The organism is Arthrobacter sp. W4I7, from assembly GCF_030816215.1.
Taxonomy (GTDB): Bacteria; Actinomycetota; Actinomycetes; order Actinomycetales; family Micrococcaceae; genus Arthrobacter; species Arthrobacter siccitolerans_A.
Window position 1 is genome coordinate 888,915 of the sequence record NZ_JAUSXU010000001.1, and the last position, 18,377, is coordinate 907,291.

17 protein-coding genes are annotated in these 18,377 nt (G+C 60.6%); 13 read left to right on the forward strand and 4 right to left on the reverse strand.

Going from position 1 to position 18,377, the window contains the following annotated elements:
- Positions 1-300 precede the first annotated feature (300 nt).
- From QF047_RS04095 to QF047_RS04125, 7 genes are all read left to right on the forward strand, one after another.
- A complete protein-coding gene (locus QF047_RS04095) occupies positions 301-2,004 on the forward strand; it encodes a nucleoside-diphosphate sugar epimerase/dehydratase (RefSeq protein ID WP_307274278.1) in 1,704 nt (567 codons plus the stop codon).
- Positions 2,001-3,134 carry a DegT/DnrJ/EryC1/StrS aminotransferase family protein gene (locus tag QF047_RS04100; protein ID WP_307274280.1) on the forward strand — a complete coding sequence of 378 codons (1,134 nt, stop codon included), beginning with the start codon at positions 2,001-2,003 and terminating at the stop codon, positions 3,132-3,134. The genes QF047_RS04095 and QF047_RS04100 overlap by 4 nt, the downstream gene beginning before the upstream one ends.
- A 31-nt stretch (positions 3,135-3,165) precedes the next feature.
- The gene (locus QF047_RS04105) at positions 3,166-3,573 is read left to right on the forward strand and encodes an SDR family NAD(P)-dependent oxidoreductase (protein ID WP_307274283.1); all 408 of its coding nucleotides are present in this window, start codon (positions 3,166-3,168) and stop codon (positions 3,571-3,573) included.
- On the forward strand, positions 3,494-4,222 hold the full coding sequence (locus QF047_RS04110; protein ID WP_307274285.1) for a polysaccharide biosynthesis protein: 729 nt from the start codon (positions 3,494-3,496) through the stop codon (positions 4,220-4,222). The genes QF047_RS04105 and QF047_RS04110 overlap by 80 nt, the downstream gene beginning before the upstream one ends.
- Positions 4,219-5,316, forward strand: coding sequence for an NAD-dependent epimerase/dehydratase family protein (locus QF047_RS04115; RefSeq protein ID WP_307274287.1), 1,098 nt, complete (start codon positions 4,219-4,221; stop codon positions 5,314-5,316). Before QF047_RS04110 ends, QF047_RS04115 begins: the two co-directional genes overlap by 4 nt.
- Positions 5,317-5,517: 201 nt before the next feature.
- Entirely contained in the window at positions 5,518-6,090 is a 573-nt protein-coding gene (locus QF047_RS04120) for a sugar transferase (protein WP_307274289.1), read from the forward strand.
- 15 nt (positions 6,091-6,105) lie between these two features.
- On the forward strand, positions 6,106-7,350 hold the full coding sequence (locus QF047_RS04125; protein WP_307274291.1) for a glycosyltransferase family 4 protein: 1,245 nt from the start codon (positions 6,106-6,108) through the stop codon (positions 7,348-7,350).
- A 441-nt stretch (positions 7,351-7,791) separates the two neighbouring features.
- Here QF047_RS04125 and QF047_RS04130 read toward each other — a convergent pair whose 3' ends face one another.
- Entirely contained in the window at positions 7,792-8,841 is a 1,050-nt protein-coding gene (locus tag QF047_RS04130; RefSeq protein ID WP_307274293.1) for a GNAT family N-acetyltransferase, read from the reverse strand.
- A gap of 330 nt (positions 8,842-9,171) precedes the next feature.
- Here QF047_RS04130 and QF047_RS04135 point away from each other — a divergent pair, with 330 nt between their 5' ends.
- From QF047_RS04135 to QF047_RS04145, 3 genes are all read left to right on the forward strand, one after another.
- Positions 9,172-9,987, forward strand: coding sequence for an MBL fold metallo-hydrolase (locus tag QF047_RS04135; protein WP_307274295.1), 816 nt, complete (start codon positions 9,172-9,174; stop codon positions 9,985-9,987).
- 948 nt (positions 9,988-10,935) lie between these two features.
- Complete coding sequence (locus tag QF047_RS04140) at positions 10,936-11,997, forward strand: family 16 glycosylhydrolase (RefSeq protein WP_307274296.1); 1,062 nt, start codon at positions 10,936-10,938, stop codon at positions 11,995-11,997.
- Positions 11,998-12,079: 82 nt separating this feature from the next.
- Positions 12,080-12,922: an SGNH/GDSL hydrolase family protein gene (locus tag QF047_RS04145; protein ID WP_307274298.1), complete on the forward strand. Its 843-nt coding sequence runs from the start codon at positions 12,080-12,082 to the stop codon at positions 12,920-12,922.
- Between the two features lie 73 nt (positions 12,923-12,995).
- Here QF047_RS04145 and QF047_RS04150 read toward each other — a convergent pair whose 3' ends face one another.
- A complete protein-coding gene (locus QF047_RS04150) occupies positions 12,996-13,187 on the reverse strand; it encodes a hypothetical protein (protein WP_307274299.1) in 192 nt (63 codons plus the stop codon).
- Positions 13,188-13,506: 319 nt separating this feature from the next.
- On the opposite strand from QF047_RS04150, the gene QF047_RS04155 reads away from it, so the two are divergent.
- Both QF047_RS04155 and QF047_RS04160 read left to right on the forward strand, forming a co-directional pair.
- Complete coding sequence (locus QF047_RS04155; RefSeq protein ID WP_307274301.1) at positions 13,507-14,133, forward strand: TetR family transcriptional regulator; 627 nt, start codon at positions 13,507-13,509, stop codon at positions 14,131-14,133.
- The gene (locus QF047_RS04160) at positions 14,130-15,734 is read left to right on the forward strand and encodes an MDR family MFS transporter (protein ID WP_307274303.1); all 1,605 of its coding nucleotides are present in this window, start codon (positions 14,130-14,132) and stop codon (positions 15,732-15,734) included. Before QF047_RS04155 ends, QF047_RS04160 begins: the two co-directional genes overlap by 4 nt.
- On the opposite strand, the gene QF047_RS04165 is transcribed toward QF047_RS04160, so the two are convergent.
- Both QF047_RS04165 and QF047_RS04170 read right to left on the reverse strand, forming a co-directional pair.
- The gene (locus QF047_RS04165) at positions 15,735-16,454 is read right to left on the reverse strand and encodes a YcnI family protein (protein WP_307274305.1); all 720 of its coding nucleotides are present in this window, start codon (positions 16,452-16,454) and stop codon (positions 15,735-15,737) included.
- Between the two features lie 53 nt (positions 16,455-16,507).
- Positions 16,508-17,011, reverse strand: a complete 504-nt coding sequence (locus tag QF047_RS04170) for an Hpt domain-containing protein (protein WP_307274307.1) — start codon at positions 17,009-17,011, stop codon at positions 16,508-16,510.
- Between the two features lie 194 nt (positions 17,012-17,205).
- Here QF047_RS04170 and QF047_RS04175 point away from each other — a divergent pair, with 194 nt between their 5' ends.
- On the forward strand, positions 17,206-18,375 hold the full coding sequence (locus QF047_RS04175) for an acyltransferase (protein WP_307274309.1): 1,170 nt from the start codon (positions 17,206-17,208) through the stop codon (positions 18,373-18,375).
- Positions 18,376-18,377 lie beyond the last annotated feature (2 nt).

Genomic DNA, 18,377 nt, shown 5'->3' on the forward strand with positions numbered 1-18,377 from the left:
TGCATTTAGGTGGGGACCTGCCAGAAATTGAGCGACTTTATTTCTATTGGCGCGGGTGACGGTAAGAAGCGCCGTCCGAGCGATCCTCATCGACAGCAGCCCATGATCGGACATTTCGGCGGCCTTCCGCACCCACATCTTGCTCGCAAAGTGGAATTAGCACGACAGCGAGTCAAAAGTACTGTCCAAACGATACGACGAGATCTCCAACCAAGACCAGGGGAAATATTCCGATGGCGAGAATACCTCGTTGACGCCGGAGTCTGGGCAGTTGCTCTCCCGCTCGCCACCCTCATTCGGATGGATTTCGACCCTTCGAGAATTTCACCTTTAATGGTGGCCAGCGCGGCGTTTCTGGCTGTCACTCTGCAGGGGCTCTTCGGATGGGCCCTCGGCCTCTACCGGTACCTTCACCCCTATGGCTCCCGGCACGACGCCATAAACCTCCTGCTGGTGGTTGGCAGCGTCGGCTTGGTTCTAACGATTAGCAGGCTCCTGGTTCCCGCATCTGACGATTTCGCACGCAGCTCTCCCTTGATCGGACTGTTTGTGGCCTTTGTCCTGATGGCCGGTGCGCGCTTAGGACATCGGACACTTCAAGATCGGCGTCATCGCCCACAGGCGTCGGCAACTCCAACCCTTGTATACGGAGCAGGGCAGCTGGGACAGCATGTGATCCAGCAGATGAACGGAGACAGGTACTCACCATTTCGTCCTGTGGGAATTATCGACGACGATCCCAGACTTCGGAATTTTCGCCTGGAAAGCATCCCAGTTCTGGGGGGCCGCGCTCAGCTAGCGCAAGTAGCACATGACATGGGTGCGGAAGTATTGATCTTTGCGATAGCGCGAGCAGACGCCGAGGTATTGCGGCAAGTTTCCGACGACGCGGATGCTGCCGGTCTTCGACTTTTGGTCCTGCCCCTGCTCGCTGACATTCTGGAAGGGCGTACCGGACTTGATGACTTGCGGGACGTGTCCATTTCAGACCTAATTGGCCGACACGCTGTTGACACGGAGCTCGACTCGATTGCCGGCTTCATTGCGAACAAGCGCATTTTGGTAACAGGTGCTGGAGGATCGATAGGATCCGAGCTCTGCAGGGAAGTTATGCGATATTCACCTGCAGAAGTCATCATGCTCGACCGCGATGAGACAGGCCTTCAAGGAACACAAATTTCAATTTTCGGTCACGGATTGCTCGATACGGACGAAGTAGTCCTCGCTGATATCCGCGATGAGAAGACAATCCAGGACATATTCTTGAAGCGCCGGCCCGAGGTGGTGTTCCACGCCGCTGCGTTGAAGCATCTTCCTATGCTCGAGCAATACCCGAACGAAGCTTGGCAGACCAATGTTCTTGGAACGCTCAATGTCCTGCGTGCAGCTCGGGCCGCAAATGTCGAAACTTTTGTCAACATCTCCACGGACAAGGCAGCAAATCCAACAAGCGTTTTAGGTTACTCGAAGCGACTAGGCGAAAGACTTACTGCCTGGTTTGCCGCCGATACAAAAAAGACGTACTTGTCTGTGCGGTTTGGCAACGTCATCGGCAGCCGCGGCTCGATGTTGCCTACCTTCAAGCTGCAAATTGAGGCGGGGGGTCCCCTGACGCTGACCCACCCGGACGTGACCCGTTACTTCATGACCATTCCCGAGGCCTGCCAGTTGGTTGTACAGGCAGGAGCTATCGGCTGCCCGGGGCAGGCGCTGATCCTGGACATGGGGGAGCCTGTCCGGATTATGGACGTGGCCCAACGAATGATTGCGAAGTCAGGCCGCCAAATCAGCATCTCCATAACCGGACTTCGGCAGGGGGAGAAGCTGCACGAGGAACTCGTAGGGGCGGGGGAAGCCGACGAACGCCCGATCCACCCGAAGATCAGTCACACATGCGTGCCGCCCTTGTCTCCCAGTGAACTTGTGTCGAACCATTGGAGCCCAGCGAAATCCCAAGCCCTAAGTGGACTTCAGGATGCCCAGAGCCTAGAGAGCCGGCAATGAGCACCAGGATCTACATGTCATCACCCGACGTTGGGGATTTAGAAGAGAAATTTGTACTGGATGCACTTCGGTCAGGGTGGGTGGCACCCCTGGGGCCCGATGTGGATGAATTCGAGGTCGAAGTATCGGAACGGGTAGGTGTCCCCTACTGCGTGGCGCTCACGTCGGGAACAGCGGCGCTTCATTTGGCTCTGCTGAGTCATGGTATCGGGGCTGGCGACATCGTACTGACCTCAACTCTGACTTTCGCGGCAACTGCCAATGCCATTTGCTACACGGGAGCGCAGCCCTACTTTATTGACAGTGATGCGTCAGGCAACATCAGTACGACTTTGTTGGAGGAAGCGGCAGAGAAGCTCGCAGCTGAATCTCGTCCAGCGAAAGCGATTTTGGCGGTGGATATGCTGGGCAAAGTCTGTGATTTCAGTGAAATCAACCGTATTGCCGAGCGGTTCGGAATGGTGGTTATTGCGGACGCCGCAGAATCAATGGGCGCCACCCGCGAAGGCAAAGCTGCCGGCTCGTTCGGCGATACCGCCATTGTGTCCTTCAACGGGAACAAGATCATGACAACGTCCGGCGGGGGAATGCTCTTGACCGGAGACGGCGCCATCGCTGCCCGCACGCGATATCTGGCCACCCAGGCAAGGCAGCCAGTAGCTCACTACGAACACACGGACATTGGCTACAACTACCGGATGAGCAATCTTCTGGCCGCCATGGGCCGGGCCCAGCTCTTGCGCCTGGATGAAATGCTTTCCAAGCGCCGTCACCATCGTGACGCTTATCGTGAATTTTTCGCTGGTGTAGAAGGTGTGGAGATTTTCGGTGCTCGTGACGACCACGAGGACAATTGTTGGCTGACCTCGGTGATAGTGGATCCTCGATCGGCCGGGTTTACTGCCCAGGATCTGGCCCTGCACATGGCTGCGGGGAACATTGAGAGCCGCCCGCTCTGGAAGCCAATGCACCTTCAACCCGTCTTCTCCGGCGCGGAGCATCTTGTTGACGGTACGTCAGAGACATTTTTCAAAACAGGTCTCGCTCTCCCCTCGGGTTCTGCTTTGACTACGGAGGAGTTTTCGCGCGTTATTGGGCAGATTTGCTCATTCCTGGCTTGCCGAAACTGATGCCCACACTATGGAAACGGAAGGCCCTACGGTGGATAACTCGCCATATGCAGGAAAACGAATTGTAATTACTGGCGGAACAGGTTCCTTTGGCCACACAGTTGCAAAGAAGCTGCTTGAGACCGGGGCGGAACAGGTCCGAATCCTCAGCCGTGACGAGGCAAAACAAGACGCAATGCGGCATGAGCTACCTGATTCACGCTTGAAGTTTTATGTCGGCGATGTGCGCGACTTTGATAGCGTTGATCGCGCTACCAAGTCGGCCGATTACATATTCCATGCAGCTGCTTTGAAGCAGGTCCCGTCCTGTGAGTTTTTTCCTATGGAAGCTGTTCGAACAAATATAACTGGCAGCGAGAATGTTGTTCGTGCAGCCGAAAAAGAACGGCATAGCGTCGGTTGTTTGCCTAAGCACGGACAAGGCAGTTTACCCGGTTAATGCCATGGGCATGAGCAAAGCAATGATGGAGAAAGTCGCGCAGTCGCACGGATTGAATAATCCGGATGCTGGGACTGTCGTTTCCTGCGTGCGGTATGGGAATGTGATGTACTCACGGGGCTCGGTGATACCACTGTTCATCGACCAACTCAAGGCTGGTAAGCCGCTAACGGTTACCAACCCCAAAATGACGCGATTCCTGATGTCGCTTGCCGATTCAGTCAGTCTCGTTGAGTTTGCATTTACACATGCCAAACAAGGTGACCTTTTTGTCAAAAAGGCGCCCGCCTCAACGATAGCCGATCTAGCTCAGGCAGTTGCTAACTTATTCCATGCGAAAAGCGAAGTCGAGGTTATAGGTACGCGCCACGCCGAAAAACTTTCGGAAGCCTTGGCTACTCGAGAGGAGCTCACGCGTGCACAGGACATGGGCGACTACTTTAAGGTGCCAGCGGACAAACGAGACCTGAATTACAGCAAGTACTTCGATTCAGGCGACATCGCCCAAGCCTTCTATTCCGATTACGACTCGCATACGGTTGAGCGGCTGACGGTTGAGCAGATCGAGGAGTTGCTGCTTACCCTCCCTGAAGTGCGAAGGGAACTGGCACTGGTAGGAAAGACCTCCCGCATCGATGCGTTCCTATGAAGATCGCACTAACGGGAGCGGGTGGTTTCCTTGGCTTGCACACCCGTGCGGCCGCCCTCAGTCTGGGACATGGCATTACGTCAGTCGGCTTAGGAACGAAATTCAGTCAGCAAAGGGCTATGGCTGCGGTGAGCGGGAGTGATCGCCTCATCCATCTCGCTGGCGTGAATCGGGGTTCGGATCCAGAGGTCCATGACGGGAACCTGGAGTTCGCCAAGCAACTGGCAAGTATTTTGTGCGGAATTCCCTCTCCGCCGTCGCATATTGTGTACGCTAACACGATTCAGGCTGGCAACTCTTCTGTTTACGGGCAGTCAAAGGCGGAAGCAGCGGACGTCTTACAGGCCGCCGCTGAATCCATCGGTGCGCGCTTCATCAACGTTTTACTCCCCAACCTATTCGGCGAGCACGGCCAGCCCTTCTATAACTCCGTGGTGGCAACCTTCTGCCATTTGCTTAACGCGGAAGAAAGGCCCGAGATACTGGATGACAAGGACCTGGTTCTTCTGCATGCACAGGATGCCGCTGATATCCTCCTTGGAATCGTCCCCCTGGCGGATATGGGTTCTTTGACGGTTTCGCGGACGGTCTCAGCCGTTCTAGCCCAGCTTCAAGAGATTGCATGTGGATATCGTAAAGGAGATATTCCGGCACTGGACTCGAGTTTCGACTTGGCGCTTTTTAATACCTATCGCTCTTTTCGATTGCAGCAGGCACGGAGGCTGCCATTTACTTTGGACAGGCGCACGGACGCCAGGGGCAGTTTCTTCGAAGCGTGCCGCTCACAGGGTGGGGAGGGACAAACGTCCTTTTCAACTACCGTCCCCGGCTTCACGCGCGGCCAGCACTTCCACCGGAGGAAGGTTGAAAGATTTGTTGTACTTTCCGGTGAGGCAGAAATCGCCATGCGGTGCGTGTTCAGCCATGACGTTCTGCGTTTCGCAGTGAATGGTTTGGAACCAGTCGCGATAGACATGCCAACACTCTGGACGCACAGTATAGCAAACACGGGCAATTCTGATCTTTATACTCTGTTTTGGACAAACGGTATTTTTGACTCTAGCCGCCCCGACACCTATTACGAGCGGGTCTAACGGCTTATGAACTATGCCCAGCTGATTCTAAAGAGCGGCTCGCCATATGACCTCTCGCCACACTACTCGTCGGCTCGACCGGCTAAATTTCTGGCGGAAGCAGAATGAACGAGCGAGCACAAATGTATCTAGTGATACGAGCCATGGTGGACAAGTTTGTAGCGGCACTGATGCTTATTCTTCTTTTGCCGGTCTTGCGGCTTGATTGCAGTCGCCATAGTACTTCGCATGGGACGTCCTATTTTGTTCCGGCAGCAACGAATAGGCCAGTCCGGCAAAGTCTTCTGGATTATCAAATTCCGCACCCTGATACCGAATGCAGAAGAGATAGGTGGTGGCAACATTCCTGCTGGACTCAATCTCGTTCCACCACTCGGTGAGAAACTACGCCTATACAGTCTGGATGAGCTTCCACAACTGGTAAACATAGTTCGTGGGGACATGAGCTTCGTAGGGCCGCGTCCTGCGCTACCGGAGCACTATGCGCGCTATTCGCCGCACCAGGTCCAACGAGTTCTCGTACCCCAAGGGCTGACCGGATTAGCGCAGGTGGTCTATAGGGCTGAAGCGCCGTGGAGTCTCCGCATAGAGAAGGACTTGGAATATGTTCGCAATGTCAGCCCGCTGCTGGACCTCAGAATCTTGATTGCAACGGCCTTCAAAGTTCTTAGGGCAGAAGGGGTGGTCGAGAGTTTGGCTCCTGAGGCCAATGATGACTTCGGCACCGATGATTCGGGCGGTACTGACAGAGCAAGCACCCATCAGACCGGCTGAATTGAGGATGTCACGATGAGAATCGGCATTTTGACGCAATGGTTCCAGCCTGAGCCAGTCCACATCCCAACGTCGCTGGCGGAGTACATGGGTGGCACGGGGCATGACGTAAAAGTACTCACGGGATTTCCGAACTATCCCGCTGGGAAAATATATTCAGGATATCGCCAGACCTGGAAGCAATTGAGTGGCGAGCTCCACTTTCGAGTTCTGCGCGTCCCGCAATATGTAAGTCACGATACTAGCGGGCTACACAGAATGGCTTCATTCCTGAGCTTCGCCGCCATGGCCTTGCTTCATTCGACGTGGCTTCGTGACCGCCAGGTCATATATGTTTATGCAACTCCGATGAGCGTTTGCCTGAGTTTGCTGTACTTGCGGTTTGTGTATCGGATTCCGTACGTTCTGCACATTCAGGATCTCTGGCCGGAGTCGGTGCTTGATTCTGAGATGATCAAGCCAGTCTTCCTTCGCAAGCCCGTGAATTTAGTACTCGGCGTCTTACTGAAGTTCGTTTACAGGAACGCCTCCCACATTGTGGCGATCGCACCTTCAATGGCTTCCGCACTCCAACGTCGAGGCGCTCCAGACGGCGCTGTTTCGGTGGTGTATAACTGGGCCGCTGAGCGCCCTGCGGCAGACCCGGCCAAGGTTGCCGCCTTCCGCAACCAGCTATCTTCGCCGGACCGATGGCTGATAGTTTACGCGGGTAATGTCGGCAGAATGCAAGACGTTCAAACCATCGTCCGCGCCGCTGCGGCTTTGGGCCGCGAATCCGGCATAGATTTTGCGATCATTGGCGACGGTGCGTCCTTAGACGAGGTGAAAAATTTAGCCGCTTCTCTATCCGTAGTGAACGTGAAGTTTCTTGGTAGGATTCCTTCCACGGAAATGGGGCCCGTTTACGCCGCAGCTGATTTTCAGCTTGTGACATTATTAGATCGAACCGTTTTTAGAGGGACCGTCCCCTCAAAAGTCGGAGAATCATTAGCGGCCGGTGTCCCCATCATTACAACAGTACTTGGCGATGTGGCCGTTATGTGCCTGGAAGGCCGTTTTGGCTGGGTAAGCGCGCCAGAGAGCCCTCAAGACTTAGCGGCGGTTTGCAGCCAAGCAGTCGCTGCTGGTCGTCATGAGCGGGAAATCATGGCGCAGGCAGCGCGAAAATATTACGATGCTCATCTGTCCACGAAGGCTGGCCTCGACGCCGTGCACCGGATTCTGTGTGGGGCAGTCAAACGTGTCGATTCTAATTTTTAATTGCTTTCATACCCAATTCTTCGAGATCGTTTCCGCTCTTCCGGCGGCTTCCAGAGTGCGGCAAGATTATGGGATAAGACCAGCCTTGTCGATGGCCTTGGCGCGGCGGCACCTGACGTAATGGTCTCCTAGGCGCTCTGACTCGCGCAGGCGTGCGAGCAGCTCCAATTCACGCTTCCGTTACGGTCCGTAGGGGCCAGGTTCCAGGATCAGTTCGGCTTCCGACACTGAATTGGCGTCGAGGTGGGCCCGTGTGCCCTTCCACTCCAGTCTCGCAAGGTTGCGGACGACATCGGCATCGAAACCAGGACGTGCCGCAGTCGAAGAGAGGCTAGCATCGGGACGCCGAGGGCGTTGCGGTTGGCGCACTCGCATGTAGCTAACGGTCGAGAGGCCTTAACAGCCGTCTCCATCCGGTGGCACCAAGGAGCGACCTGTTGTTCATCGGGGCCGCCGCCATGCAGGGAAGAACCCGTCTATGTCGTCTGAGCCGGCGAGCTGTCGGTACCGGTCCCGGTCGTGGACTAACTTGGCGACCTGAAACTTGAGCGGCGTGCTGTCCGGATCGAAGCGCTGCTTGAAGGCGTAGAGCGACGACGTTTTGCTGCCGCCGAGGCCACCGCCAAGGTGAAAGCAGGTCAGGCCGCGTGCTTGCCCCCATTCCGCGGCCGCCACGAAACAGGCGACTGACCCGTTTACCTCTCGTGACAACTCGTCCCCACCGCCGAGGTGGAAGTGCAGCCAGCGGTCCGACACGAAGCACAGCAGCGCATGAATCACCCGGTCCCCCAGCCGGGCCTCAATCAACAGCGGTACCAGTAGTGGGTCGTCGCTGACCAACGCCTGCCAGTAGGTGTCCGGGAAGAAGTAGAAGTCCGTTGCCTGCTGGCGCTGCATCGTGGCGTCGTATAACGCCCGGAAATGCTCAAGGTTGGACGGCCGGTACGTCACCGATACTGTGACGCCCGCACGTTCCGCCCTTCGTACCGCCCCACGCCGCGCGGGTTGAAGCCGTTGCCGCAGGTCCCTCCCGGGGGACAAATCCCATCCCACGGTTGATCCGGCGTCGATCACCTGGGCCGTGGGCGGCACGAGCCAATCGTTGTGGAGCAGCGGGTTCAGCCTTAGGAAAGTACAGACTACCCCGTGTTCGGTCGCCCAGGCGTTGAGCGCCGCGCCGAAAGCGTTTAGGTCCGGGCTTCCGTGGCCGATCGGACCCCCATAGCCATACGCGCTGGTGGCGTCCCAGCCCTCGCCGTCAGGGAGGGGACGCAGCAGTAAGGGAAGCGCCAAGTCACCGCCTTCGTCGCCAAAAGCCAGCAGGACCGGCCGGGTGCCCTCGGGCTCGAGCAGGGCTGAAGCCCGGTGGTACGCGGCGCAGCTGTACGTGTCTGTGGCTTCCAGGCTTGCGAGGTGGGTGTCCCACTTCGCGTCGTCAACGACGCGGAGGACCCGGTCGGACGACAGCCGGGTCGCGGGGCCGGTATTCACGCGGCCTCAACCGGGCGCATGCTGCAGGAATACTTTGCGTGCCTGTCCAGCTCGTTTTGGCGGCCTGGCACGACCTTGGCGGTGCTATCCACGGTGTCCTCCTATGAGAGGTTGAAGTGGTACCGAGACGAGACGGCAGTTCGGTCTACCCGTGCTCCTGGTCAAATAAGCCCACCACGGCCCGCACCCTCATGGCATCAGTAGTTTGTACTCTAATTTGGGAACCGATTCACCTGCTCGGACAGCTGCCTCCCGGGAACGCCAAGGGCCGGTGGGTACAATCGACGCCTAGACGAACGAACACTGATTTGCCGGAGGTACGGAGAAACAATGTCGGAATGGCTCGAAGTCGGCGCGAACAACCATGTGCTTGTCACCGAAGGATCGCTGCTGAACACCGGACTGATAGTAGGATCCGAGCGGGCCATGGTAATCGATACAGGCTGCGGCCCGCGGCAGGGGCGGGAGATCCTGGACGCGGTGCGGGAGAAGACCCAGCTCCCGCTCGTCGTGGTCAACACCCACGCCCATTACGACCACTTTTTCGGAAACGCCGTGTTCGCGGAAGCCGGTGTCACCGAATTCTGGGCGCACCAGAACTGCGCCACCGAGATCGATGAACGCGGGGACCTCCAGCGCCGGTTTGTCGGGACGCTGGAACCGGAGATGTCCACCGGCGAAGGCCAGAACGTGGAGCTTGTGGTCCCCAACGCCATCGTGAAGGACCAGCCCGTGCTGGTGGACCTGGGCGGGCTGACTGCCACCCTGTTTTACCTGGGCCGCGGCCACACGGACGGTGACCTGCTGGTGGGCACCCTCACCACTCTTTACGTGGGTGACCTCGTGGAGCAGGGCGCCCACCCGTCCTTCGAAGACTCGTACCCGCAGGAATGGGCGGACGCGCTCCGGCACATCTCAGCGCTGCGCCACCGCTACGAGTTCCTGATCCCCGGACACGGGAGGCCGTGCAGTGACCAGTTCGTCAGTACCATGGCGAACACCATGACCACGGCGGTACGCCAGGCACAGCGTTCCATCCGCGAAGCACCAAGTGATGCAACCAAGGCCATCCCGGTGCTGCCCTACGGGCCGGAACAGTCGCGCTGGTTCATCAAGCGGCTCCAGGAGACCCGCCGGGAGCACTAGCTCGCAGGCGCCGCTCTTCTGAACTGCTTGTAGTGGACCGGAGGCCCCACCAACTACGGCATCAGGTTTTTGCTCGGAACCCTCAGCGGCCAAGCAACAGCCAGCCGAATAACCGACTTCTCAGGTCAGTACACCTGGAAGGGGGCTTATGTTTGTCCAGCTAAAAGCGACGCTGGAGCCAAGTATGCGAGTATGCAAAGACGAGTACCGCATTAGCTGGTGCCAGAGGCTGGCGCTGTCTAAAATCGTACGACAGCACAGGGTGCTGCCAGCTAGCACGGCCGCCGCAAACTGGCCATAGAGGCCAAACGAGGGCTGCCCTTTTCGCCGTAATCGGCGTCATTTTATTGATTGCGTAGACATAGTGGTCTACGTCTGCACGCGCTAGGGAAGATCATGCATGTAACTCTGCCGGATGCAGAGGGCCAAGAGTCAGCTTGCCCTCATCAGTTCGTGGGCAGCTGCGCTATGTGCAGCTCTCGGAATGCTATCAACGTTGAGTCTGTAAAGGACCTGAGGGCCGGCCATAACGAAGGGGACTCGCGCGAGCTTGGCTGAGCTGAGCTGGCCGGGATGGAGGGTGCCCGGCCGCCATCTGACCCCCAGATATACGACGATAGTCGCCAGTGCGGTTCTAAGCGGGTGCCGCAGCTGCCGGCGCTCCGTAACTTGATGACGGGCCTCCCCAGGCAGGTTCAAAGCAGGTACCGCAAGTAGTCGCACGAAGGTAGGACACCGAAACATGAGTACCTTGTACTCATGACCAGCTGCTGCGTCCCTCATAGGGTGTAGCAAATAGGGGGATGCGGGCGCCGCACACCGTTCTTGCTCGAGGTCCCTGCCGGACCATGCATGGGAGGACAATGTGCAGGACACCTTAGCTCCCTACCCGGGTTGTTGGACCTCCGCGGTAAAATGCAGTAACTCCTCTTGGATGGAGTGACACCTTTGGAGAACATTCAGCACCGCCGGCGGACCCGCCTCCTCGTCGTGATGGTCGTTTTGTCCGCCCTCGCATTCGCCATGATCGGCGTTGCCGCAGTATCAGCGCCGGACCCAAGTGTTCAAGCGGAAGGCCGGGATCCAACGAACCCGGTTCCCAGTTCTGCACAGCCAACTACGGTGCCCACCGCCGAAGCCTTGCCGGCAGCTCCCTCTTCGGAGGCCACGTCAGCGGCTCCCACCCTGGAGGCCCTGCCGGCCGCTCCCGCGCCAGAGGCTGTGCCCGCCGCCCCTGCCATCGAGGCCGTACCGGCTGCTCCTGTTTCCGAGGCACTGCCGGTGGGCGACCTGCCTGGCTGGCGGCAGGTCTTCACAGAGGACTTCACCGCGGGAGATGTCCCCATCGGAGGTTTCCCCGGCCCCGCCTACGGCGCACGATGGAGCGCGAATTACTTCGATGGCACACCGGATACCGCTGCACAACAGGTTCCAAAGGGCGAGAGAAAGTCCGGGTATTACCCGTCAAAAGTCCTGAGTGTTCATGATGGCGTCCTGGACATGTTCCTGCACAGTGAGAACGGCGTAGCCATGGGCGCAGCACCGTCTCCCATTTTTGGTGGTGCCGTTCAACGGCCCTGGAACAGCCTGACGTACGGGCGCTACTCTGTACGCTTCAAAGCCGATGCCCTGGCAGGATTCAAACTGGCGTGGCTGCTGTGGCCCGACAGCAAGCAGTGGCCTCTGGACGGGGAGATCGATTTTCCAGAGGGAGACCTGTCGAGAGTCATCTACGCTGCAGTGCATGGAATCGAGGGCGGCATCCACACGGACGACGTCTTTCGTCCCAACGTTCCCTTTGGCGCCTGGCACACAGCCACCACCGAGTGGAGGCCCGACGGCATCGAATTTTTCCTGGATGGGAAATCCATCGGTATTTCCACAAAATACACGCCGGCCAAGCCCATGCACTACATCCTGCAGACCGAATCCTGCTCGCCGATCTGTCCGCTGCCCGAAACCAGCGGCCATGTTGAGCTTGACTGGGTAGCCATCTGGGCAAAGGAATAGCGGCGGGCCGTTCTCCATCCGCGATGACGGATGGAGGACGGGAACTTATTGCTGATACCAGGGCCGCCGGTATGATGTGCCGGTGACGAGGAACGGCGGGCGCCCCAGCATCGGGAAGCAGGAATGGGTCAAATACGGCGCGCTTTTCCTGCTGGCAGTGGTCGCCGTCGGAGTAGCAGCAGTTGCCCTGTTGAATCCCGGCGGCGCCGGCCAAGCTGTCAATCCTGCACCGGCAAGCCGGACGACAGCCAGGGCTACGGCCACGGCTACTGCCTCCCTGAACCCCACACCCACGGCTTCTGCAACTGCAACTGCCCAACAGTTGGGCATAGAGCTGCCCGCCCAGCCCGTTCTGCTCATTCTTGGTGATTCGTACACTGCCGGCTATGGTGCAGCGCAGCCGGACCAGGGCTGGGCGTACCTCCTTGCCAGGCAACTCGGGTACCCCACCGACATCGACGGCGTACCCGGAACCGGATTCGCATGGGGCGGCGGGTCGCAGGACGAGCTGGGTGGTGAGTACGAAGTCCGGTTGCGGGACATCGCCGCCAACCCCGCCTTCGTGCCCAACGTCCTCATTCTTCAAGGCGGACAGAACGACGCACGGATCGCCAACCCGGAAGAAGTTACCGCTGCCACTTCACAGACTATTGAGGCAGCCCGCAGGTTCTGGCCGGGCATGCAGGTTGTGGTGCTTGGGCCGTCGGCGCCGCAGCCCCTCGCGGAGGAACTGCGCGGCGTGAACAGCGCCGTCCGGGCTGGTGCCGCGGCTGCCAGCGCTCCGTATGTTGACGCCGTCGAGGCGGGCTGGTTCACGAGTGCCAACAGTCAAGAGTTCGACTCCGACGGCGCGCACCCCAACACCGCCGGGCATGCTTACCTTGCTGAGAAGTTCCTGGAGACCTGGGCCAGCTTGACGCAATAGAGGAACCATTCCAGGGACGCCAGGGTAACGGCGTGAGGGCAGGAGTTGCGGGACAAGCGACACCGGCTGCAGGTCAGGCCGCCGGCTCCGCAGCCTCCATCCAGGCAGGCGAGGATGCCTCGCCGATGACGGGAACGCCCCGATGTTCCGCACACCGGACTTCGGCAATCAGCGCGCCGCCGGCGTCGTCCTTGTGATAGTGCGTGACGTGGTTGGTGTTCGTGCCGCACGTGCCGCATAGAGCCTGATGCTGTTTAGTCCACATCCCTGAATAATACGGCCGCTGCTGTTTCACTGAAGTAAATCCCCGGAAACATGCAGGAGTCCCGGGAGGGTCCAAAATGGGTCAAATTTCTTTAGCACAACCCCTTTACTAGCCCTTGCCACGTCACTAAAGTCAGTTCTTGTCATAGTCCGGATGGGCGCTAGGGGGCGTCCGGGAAGGGGGAGTGCATCACCGCTGACCTACATCACAAGACAATTGACCACTACGTTGAAGGCCCCTCCTAGGAGGGGCCTTCCCTTTGCCCCGGTGCGACAAACCTGCAGTTGTGCAATGTTTGCAGTCATGCAAAAATAGGAACATGCCCCCCACCCCTTCCCCTACGCTTCGTGAGCGCAAAAAGGTCGAAACGTGGACTGCCATCCACGAGGCCGCGGCCTCCCTGGCGCAGGAGCGCGGCCTGGAACACGCCACGGTGGAGGCCATTGCGGAGAGCGCAGGGGTCTCGCCCCGGACGTTCTTCAACTATTTCCCTGCAAAGGAGGACGCTGTGCTCGGCCTCCACGAGCCGGTCCTTGACGCTGCTGAGGCGGCGAAGCTCAGCGGGGCTGAAGACTTGCTGGAGCAGGTCACCCTGCTGCTTGTCGCCGTCGCCCTTTCCTCCATCCGCAACACGGACAACTCCCGGCGGCGGCTCATCCTGAAGCGGCACCCGCACCTGTTCGCGCGGCAGATGGAATACATGGCCAAGGCCGAAGCCCTGGTATGCCAGGCCGTGGCCGAGCACTTCGCCCAGGATCCGGACTGGGCCGACGGTGCTGAAGGCTTCAGCGCCGAAGAAACCGCGCGGATGACCGTGATGCTCGCGGCGGTGCCCGCCAAGTTCCGGGCAAAATCCACTGATTTCGACCCCGCCACAGGCCTCACCCCCCAAGACCTCGCGCCCGCGCTGGCGCTCTTTCACCACTTGCAAAGGAAACTCTCATGACCACGGCCACTCCACCCGGAACGGCGCAGGCCCCTCAGAAACAGCACATGGTGCTCCTTTTTGTGGGCCTCATGCTCTCCATGCTCCTCTCCGCCCTGAACCAGACTGTGCTCAGCACCGCGCTGCCCACCATCGTGGGCGAACTCCACGGCGTCAGCGACATGCTCTGGGTGATCACCGCATTCATCCTCACCTCCACCATCAGCATGCCCATTTACGGCAAACTCGGTGACCTGATGGGACGCAAGTCCCTCCTGATCGCGGCCATCCTCCTGTTTATGGTCGGCTCTGTGGTGGGCGCGCTCGCCAACGACATGGGCGTGCTGATCACCGCCCGCGTCATCCAGGGCCTCGGCGGCGGAGGGCTGATGATCCTCTCGCAGGCAGTCATCGCTGACGTGGTCCCGCCCCGGGAACGCGGCAAATATATGGGCATGATGGGCGGCGTGTTCGCCATCGCCTCCGTGGCCGGCCCGCTGCTGGGCGGCTGGTTCACGGAAGGTCCCGGCTGGCGCTGGGTCTTCTGGATCAACATCCCCCTGGGCCTGCTGGCCCTCGCGGGCGCCGCGTTCTTCCTCAAACTGCCCAAGCACGCCGGCAAGCCCAAGCTGGACCTGGGCGGCATGGTGCTGATGGCCATCGCCACCACCTGCCTGGTGCTCTTCGCAACCTGGGGCGGCAGCAAATACGAATGGTCCGATCCGGTCATCATTTCCCTGATCGCCGGCACCGTCCTCAGCGCCGTGGCCTTCGTCCTGGTGGAGCGCCGCACCGCCGAGCCCATCATCCCGCTGCACCTGTTCAAGGACCTGAACTTCAACCTGTCCACCTTCGCCGGCCTGCTGATCGGCGTGGCCATGTTCGGCGCCATCGGCTACCTCCCCACCTACCTGCAGATGGCCTTCAGCGTGAACGCCACCGAATCCGGCCTGCTGATGATCCCCATGATGGGCGCCCTCCTGGTGGCCTCCGTTGGCTCCGGCCAGCTGGTCAGCAAGACGGGCCGCTACAAGTGGATGCCCATTGCCGGCTCGCTGCTGGTGGCGGTGGCCCTGGTGCTGCTCTCCACCCTCAAGCCCGGCCAGCCGCTCTGGGAAATCTGCGCCTACCTGGCCGTAATGGGCCTCGGACTTGGCCTGAGCATGCAGATCCTGGTGCTGGTGGTCCAGAACTCCTTCGCGCTGCGGGAAGTAGGCACGGCGACGGCGTCCAACAACTTCTTCCGCCAGATCGGCGCCACCCTCGGTTCAGCCGTGGTGGGAAGCCTGTTCGCCAGCCGCCTCGCCGAGCTGCTCACGGAGCGCATGCCCGCGGCAGCATCCGGCGGCAACGCACCCGGGGGATCCAACTCCCTCACGCCTGCGCTTGTCAGCAAGCTGCCGGCGGAGATCAAGGACCTGATCGTCTCCTCCTACAACGACGCCCTGACCCCCATCTTCATCTGGATGGTCCCGCTGGCGGTGATTGCCGCCGTCGTGCTGCTCTTCGTCAAGGAGAAGCCGCTGGCCACCGCCGTGGAGCACGACGTGCTTTCCGAGTCCATCAGCGAGGGCAACATCCTCATCACGGCCGACGACGAGTCTCCGGCTGTGGCGCGCTAGTCACCTCTTCGGGGTACCGGCTGTCCGGACGAACGCGGCCGTTCCCAGGGCCAGACCCAGAAGTCCGGCGCCCAGGCCGGCGATGCCAAGGGTGTTGTCCAAGGCGGCCGTGACCGGCGTGGTTGCGGCTACGGATGCCGTATCCGCCGGGGTCCCCGCGGCCTCTTCAGCCGCTGTTGTGACGAAGGAGGGGGCCGGGTGCTTGGGCTCCGCCTGGCCGGGCGCTGCCTGCTCGTTCCAGTCCACCACCGCTCCGTCTGAATACCACTGGGTTGCAGGCAGGGCCACGGTGGTGCCGGCAGCCGGGAGCCGGCCTACGGAGATCGAAAAGGTCTGGTATTCGTGCTGTCCCAGCTGGTAGGCCTCGTCCGCTGTCCACGTGACGGCCGAGGCCGCTTTGGTAATGGCGGCCCCTTCGATGGTCACGGGCGAAGGCAGGGCGGCTTCGGTGACTTCCGCCGTCCACCCGTCCATGGGTTTGACGGAGACCGAGGTGAACGGTGTTCCGGTGGGAAGCGCGACCGCAATCCTGGTGGTCTTGGCCGTGCCCGACTCGTTGGGAACCTTGAAGGTCAATTGAGAGAAGCCGCCGGCAGAGGGCGACGACGGGTCAACACTGACGTGCGCGGACGAGGCGCCCGCGCCGAGCAGCATGAGTCCGGCCGCCGCACCGAGGGACGCCGCCGTCCTCACGGGGGTGCGGGTGCGTGCATTCTTCATGGACGGTGCCTTTCGCGGGCCAGCTTCACGGGCCGGTCTTCAGGGGACAGCTTTCAGGGAACGGGGTGCGCGGTCAACGCGGGCGTCGGTTGCAGGGCCTTCTTGAGGTGTGCCTCGAGGATGTAGGACGTCTGTCCGGCACAGTGCCTCAGCCGCGGCAGGTGGTCGGCGGCCAGCCAGGGGAGGACCCCGGACGGATCACGGTCCCGGGTACCCTCACGCACGGCCAGCTCAAGAACCAGGGCGAGGGCGGCGAGCCGCTCCGCGCCCACCTGCTGGCTCGCGGTCTTGATACTGAGGAGCGCATCGATGGCCCCGGGGAGATCCCCGGTGGTCAATGCCAGCCGCATCCTGTCAAGCCTCAGGGGGAGAGCTGCGACGAAGTTCTTGACGAACACCCGCCAGACTTCATCATAGTCATCCAGGTCCGCGCGCAACTTGTCCAGCACGGCATGGTCCAGGAGGGGCCGGGCGGGGTCCTGCGCGCCCGGCCAAGGTGCGTTTCCACCGGATTTGGTACCAGCCGGGATGTGCAGCGGTTCAGTGGTTGCTCTCATGCTGGAACGGTACGAGACCGATGTTGGGGGAACCCTACAGCCAGCGCGCCCTGCTCTCCTAGCGATTTCCAAGGTTGTGCATTCGGAGCTTCCATCCAGCCTTCGCCCAGCGCGGTTATGGAAACGTTATATATGCTTGCTTAGTGGTTTTGAGGTCAAGCAGTGGATATTTGCCAGCTTTGGAGCGTCCGGAAGTGCAACCAGCCGGGCTCATTTCCGGGCGGAAGCACGCCCTCGACGGGCTCCGCACCGTTGCCGTGGCGTTCGTTTTTCTCTTTCACGCCGCCACCGGCCTGGCCCCCGGCGGATCCATCGGGGTGGACGTCTTCTTTACGCTCAGCGGCTTTGTGATCACCCTCCTGATCATGAAGGAGTACATCGCCACCGGCGGCCTGCACCTGGGCATCTTCTACGCCAAGCGGCTCGCCCGGCTATGGCCCGCGTTGCTGGGCCTCTGCGCAGTGATTGTCACCGTGGGCGTGGTGTTTCCGGCGTCGAAGTGGGCCGGCCAGGAGGGCTTCGTCCTGCCTGCTGTTGGGTACGTGATGAACCTGGCGCATTTCGGATTGTTCGGCGGCTCCATTGCCGGTGAAACTCTCGGCCCCACCTGGACGCTCGCCGTCGAGGAGCAGTTCTACCTGGTGTGGCCGCTGCTCCTCCTGGTCCTGCTGCGGTTCTGGAAGGTCCGGACGGTCGCCTGGATCACCGCCGGGCTGGCTGCGGCGTTCCTGCTGGAACGCTTCCTGCTGGTGTGGGCCGGGGCGCCGCTGAACCGCCTGTACAACGGGCCCGACACCCGGGCCGACGAGCTGCTGATCGGCTGCACCCTGGCGCTCGTCCTCACGGTGGTCCGCCCGGGTTCCCGGTTCCACACGTCCCTGCTGCGTGCTGCGCGCCGGGCCGGGCCGCCGGCCGCCCTGGTCCTGCTGGCGGCCGTGTTCCTGCTGCAGGAGCCGAACACTCCCGGCCTGTGGTTCAGCGCCTTCTGGACAGCCGGGCCCACCGTGCTGGCGCTGCTGGCGGCACTTTCCATCGGCTGGCTGGTCCTTTCCCCTGCCGGATTCACCGCCAGGATCCTGAGCCACCCCTGGCTTGCCGGCCCCGGACGCGACCTGTCCTACGCCCTCTACCTCTGGCACCTGCCCGTCTATCTGCTGCTGATGCCGCTCGTCCCATCGCTGTGGCTCAGAGTGCCGCTGGCGGCAGCCCTGACCGTCCTGCTCGCCTACGCGTCCTTCCGGGTGGTGGAGACTCCCGTCCGCCGCTGGGCCAACAAAAGGCTCGACGCCGCCGTCGTCCGTCCCTCTCCCGGGCCCGCCAGGGAACGGGAGCCGGAACTCGCGTCCGCGGGACGGACTGCCTAGCA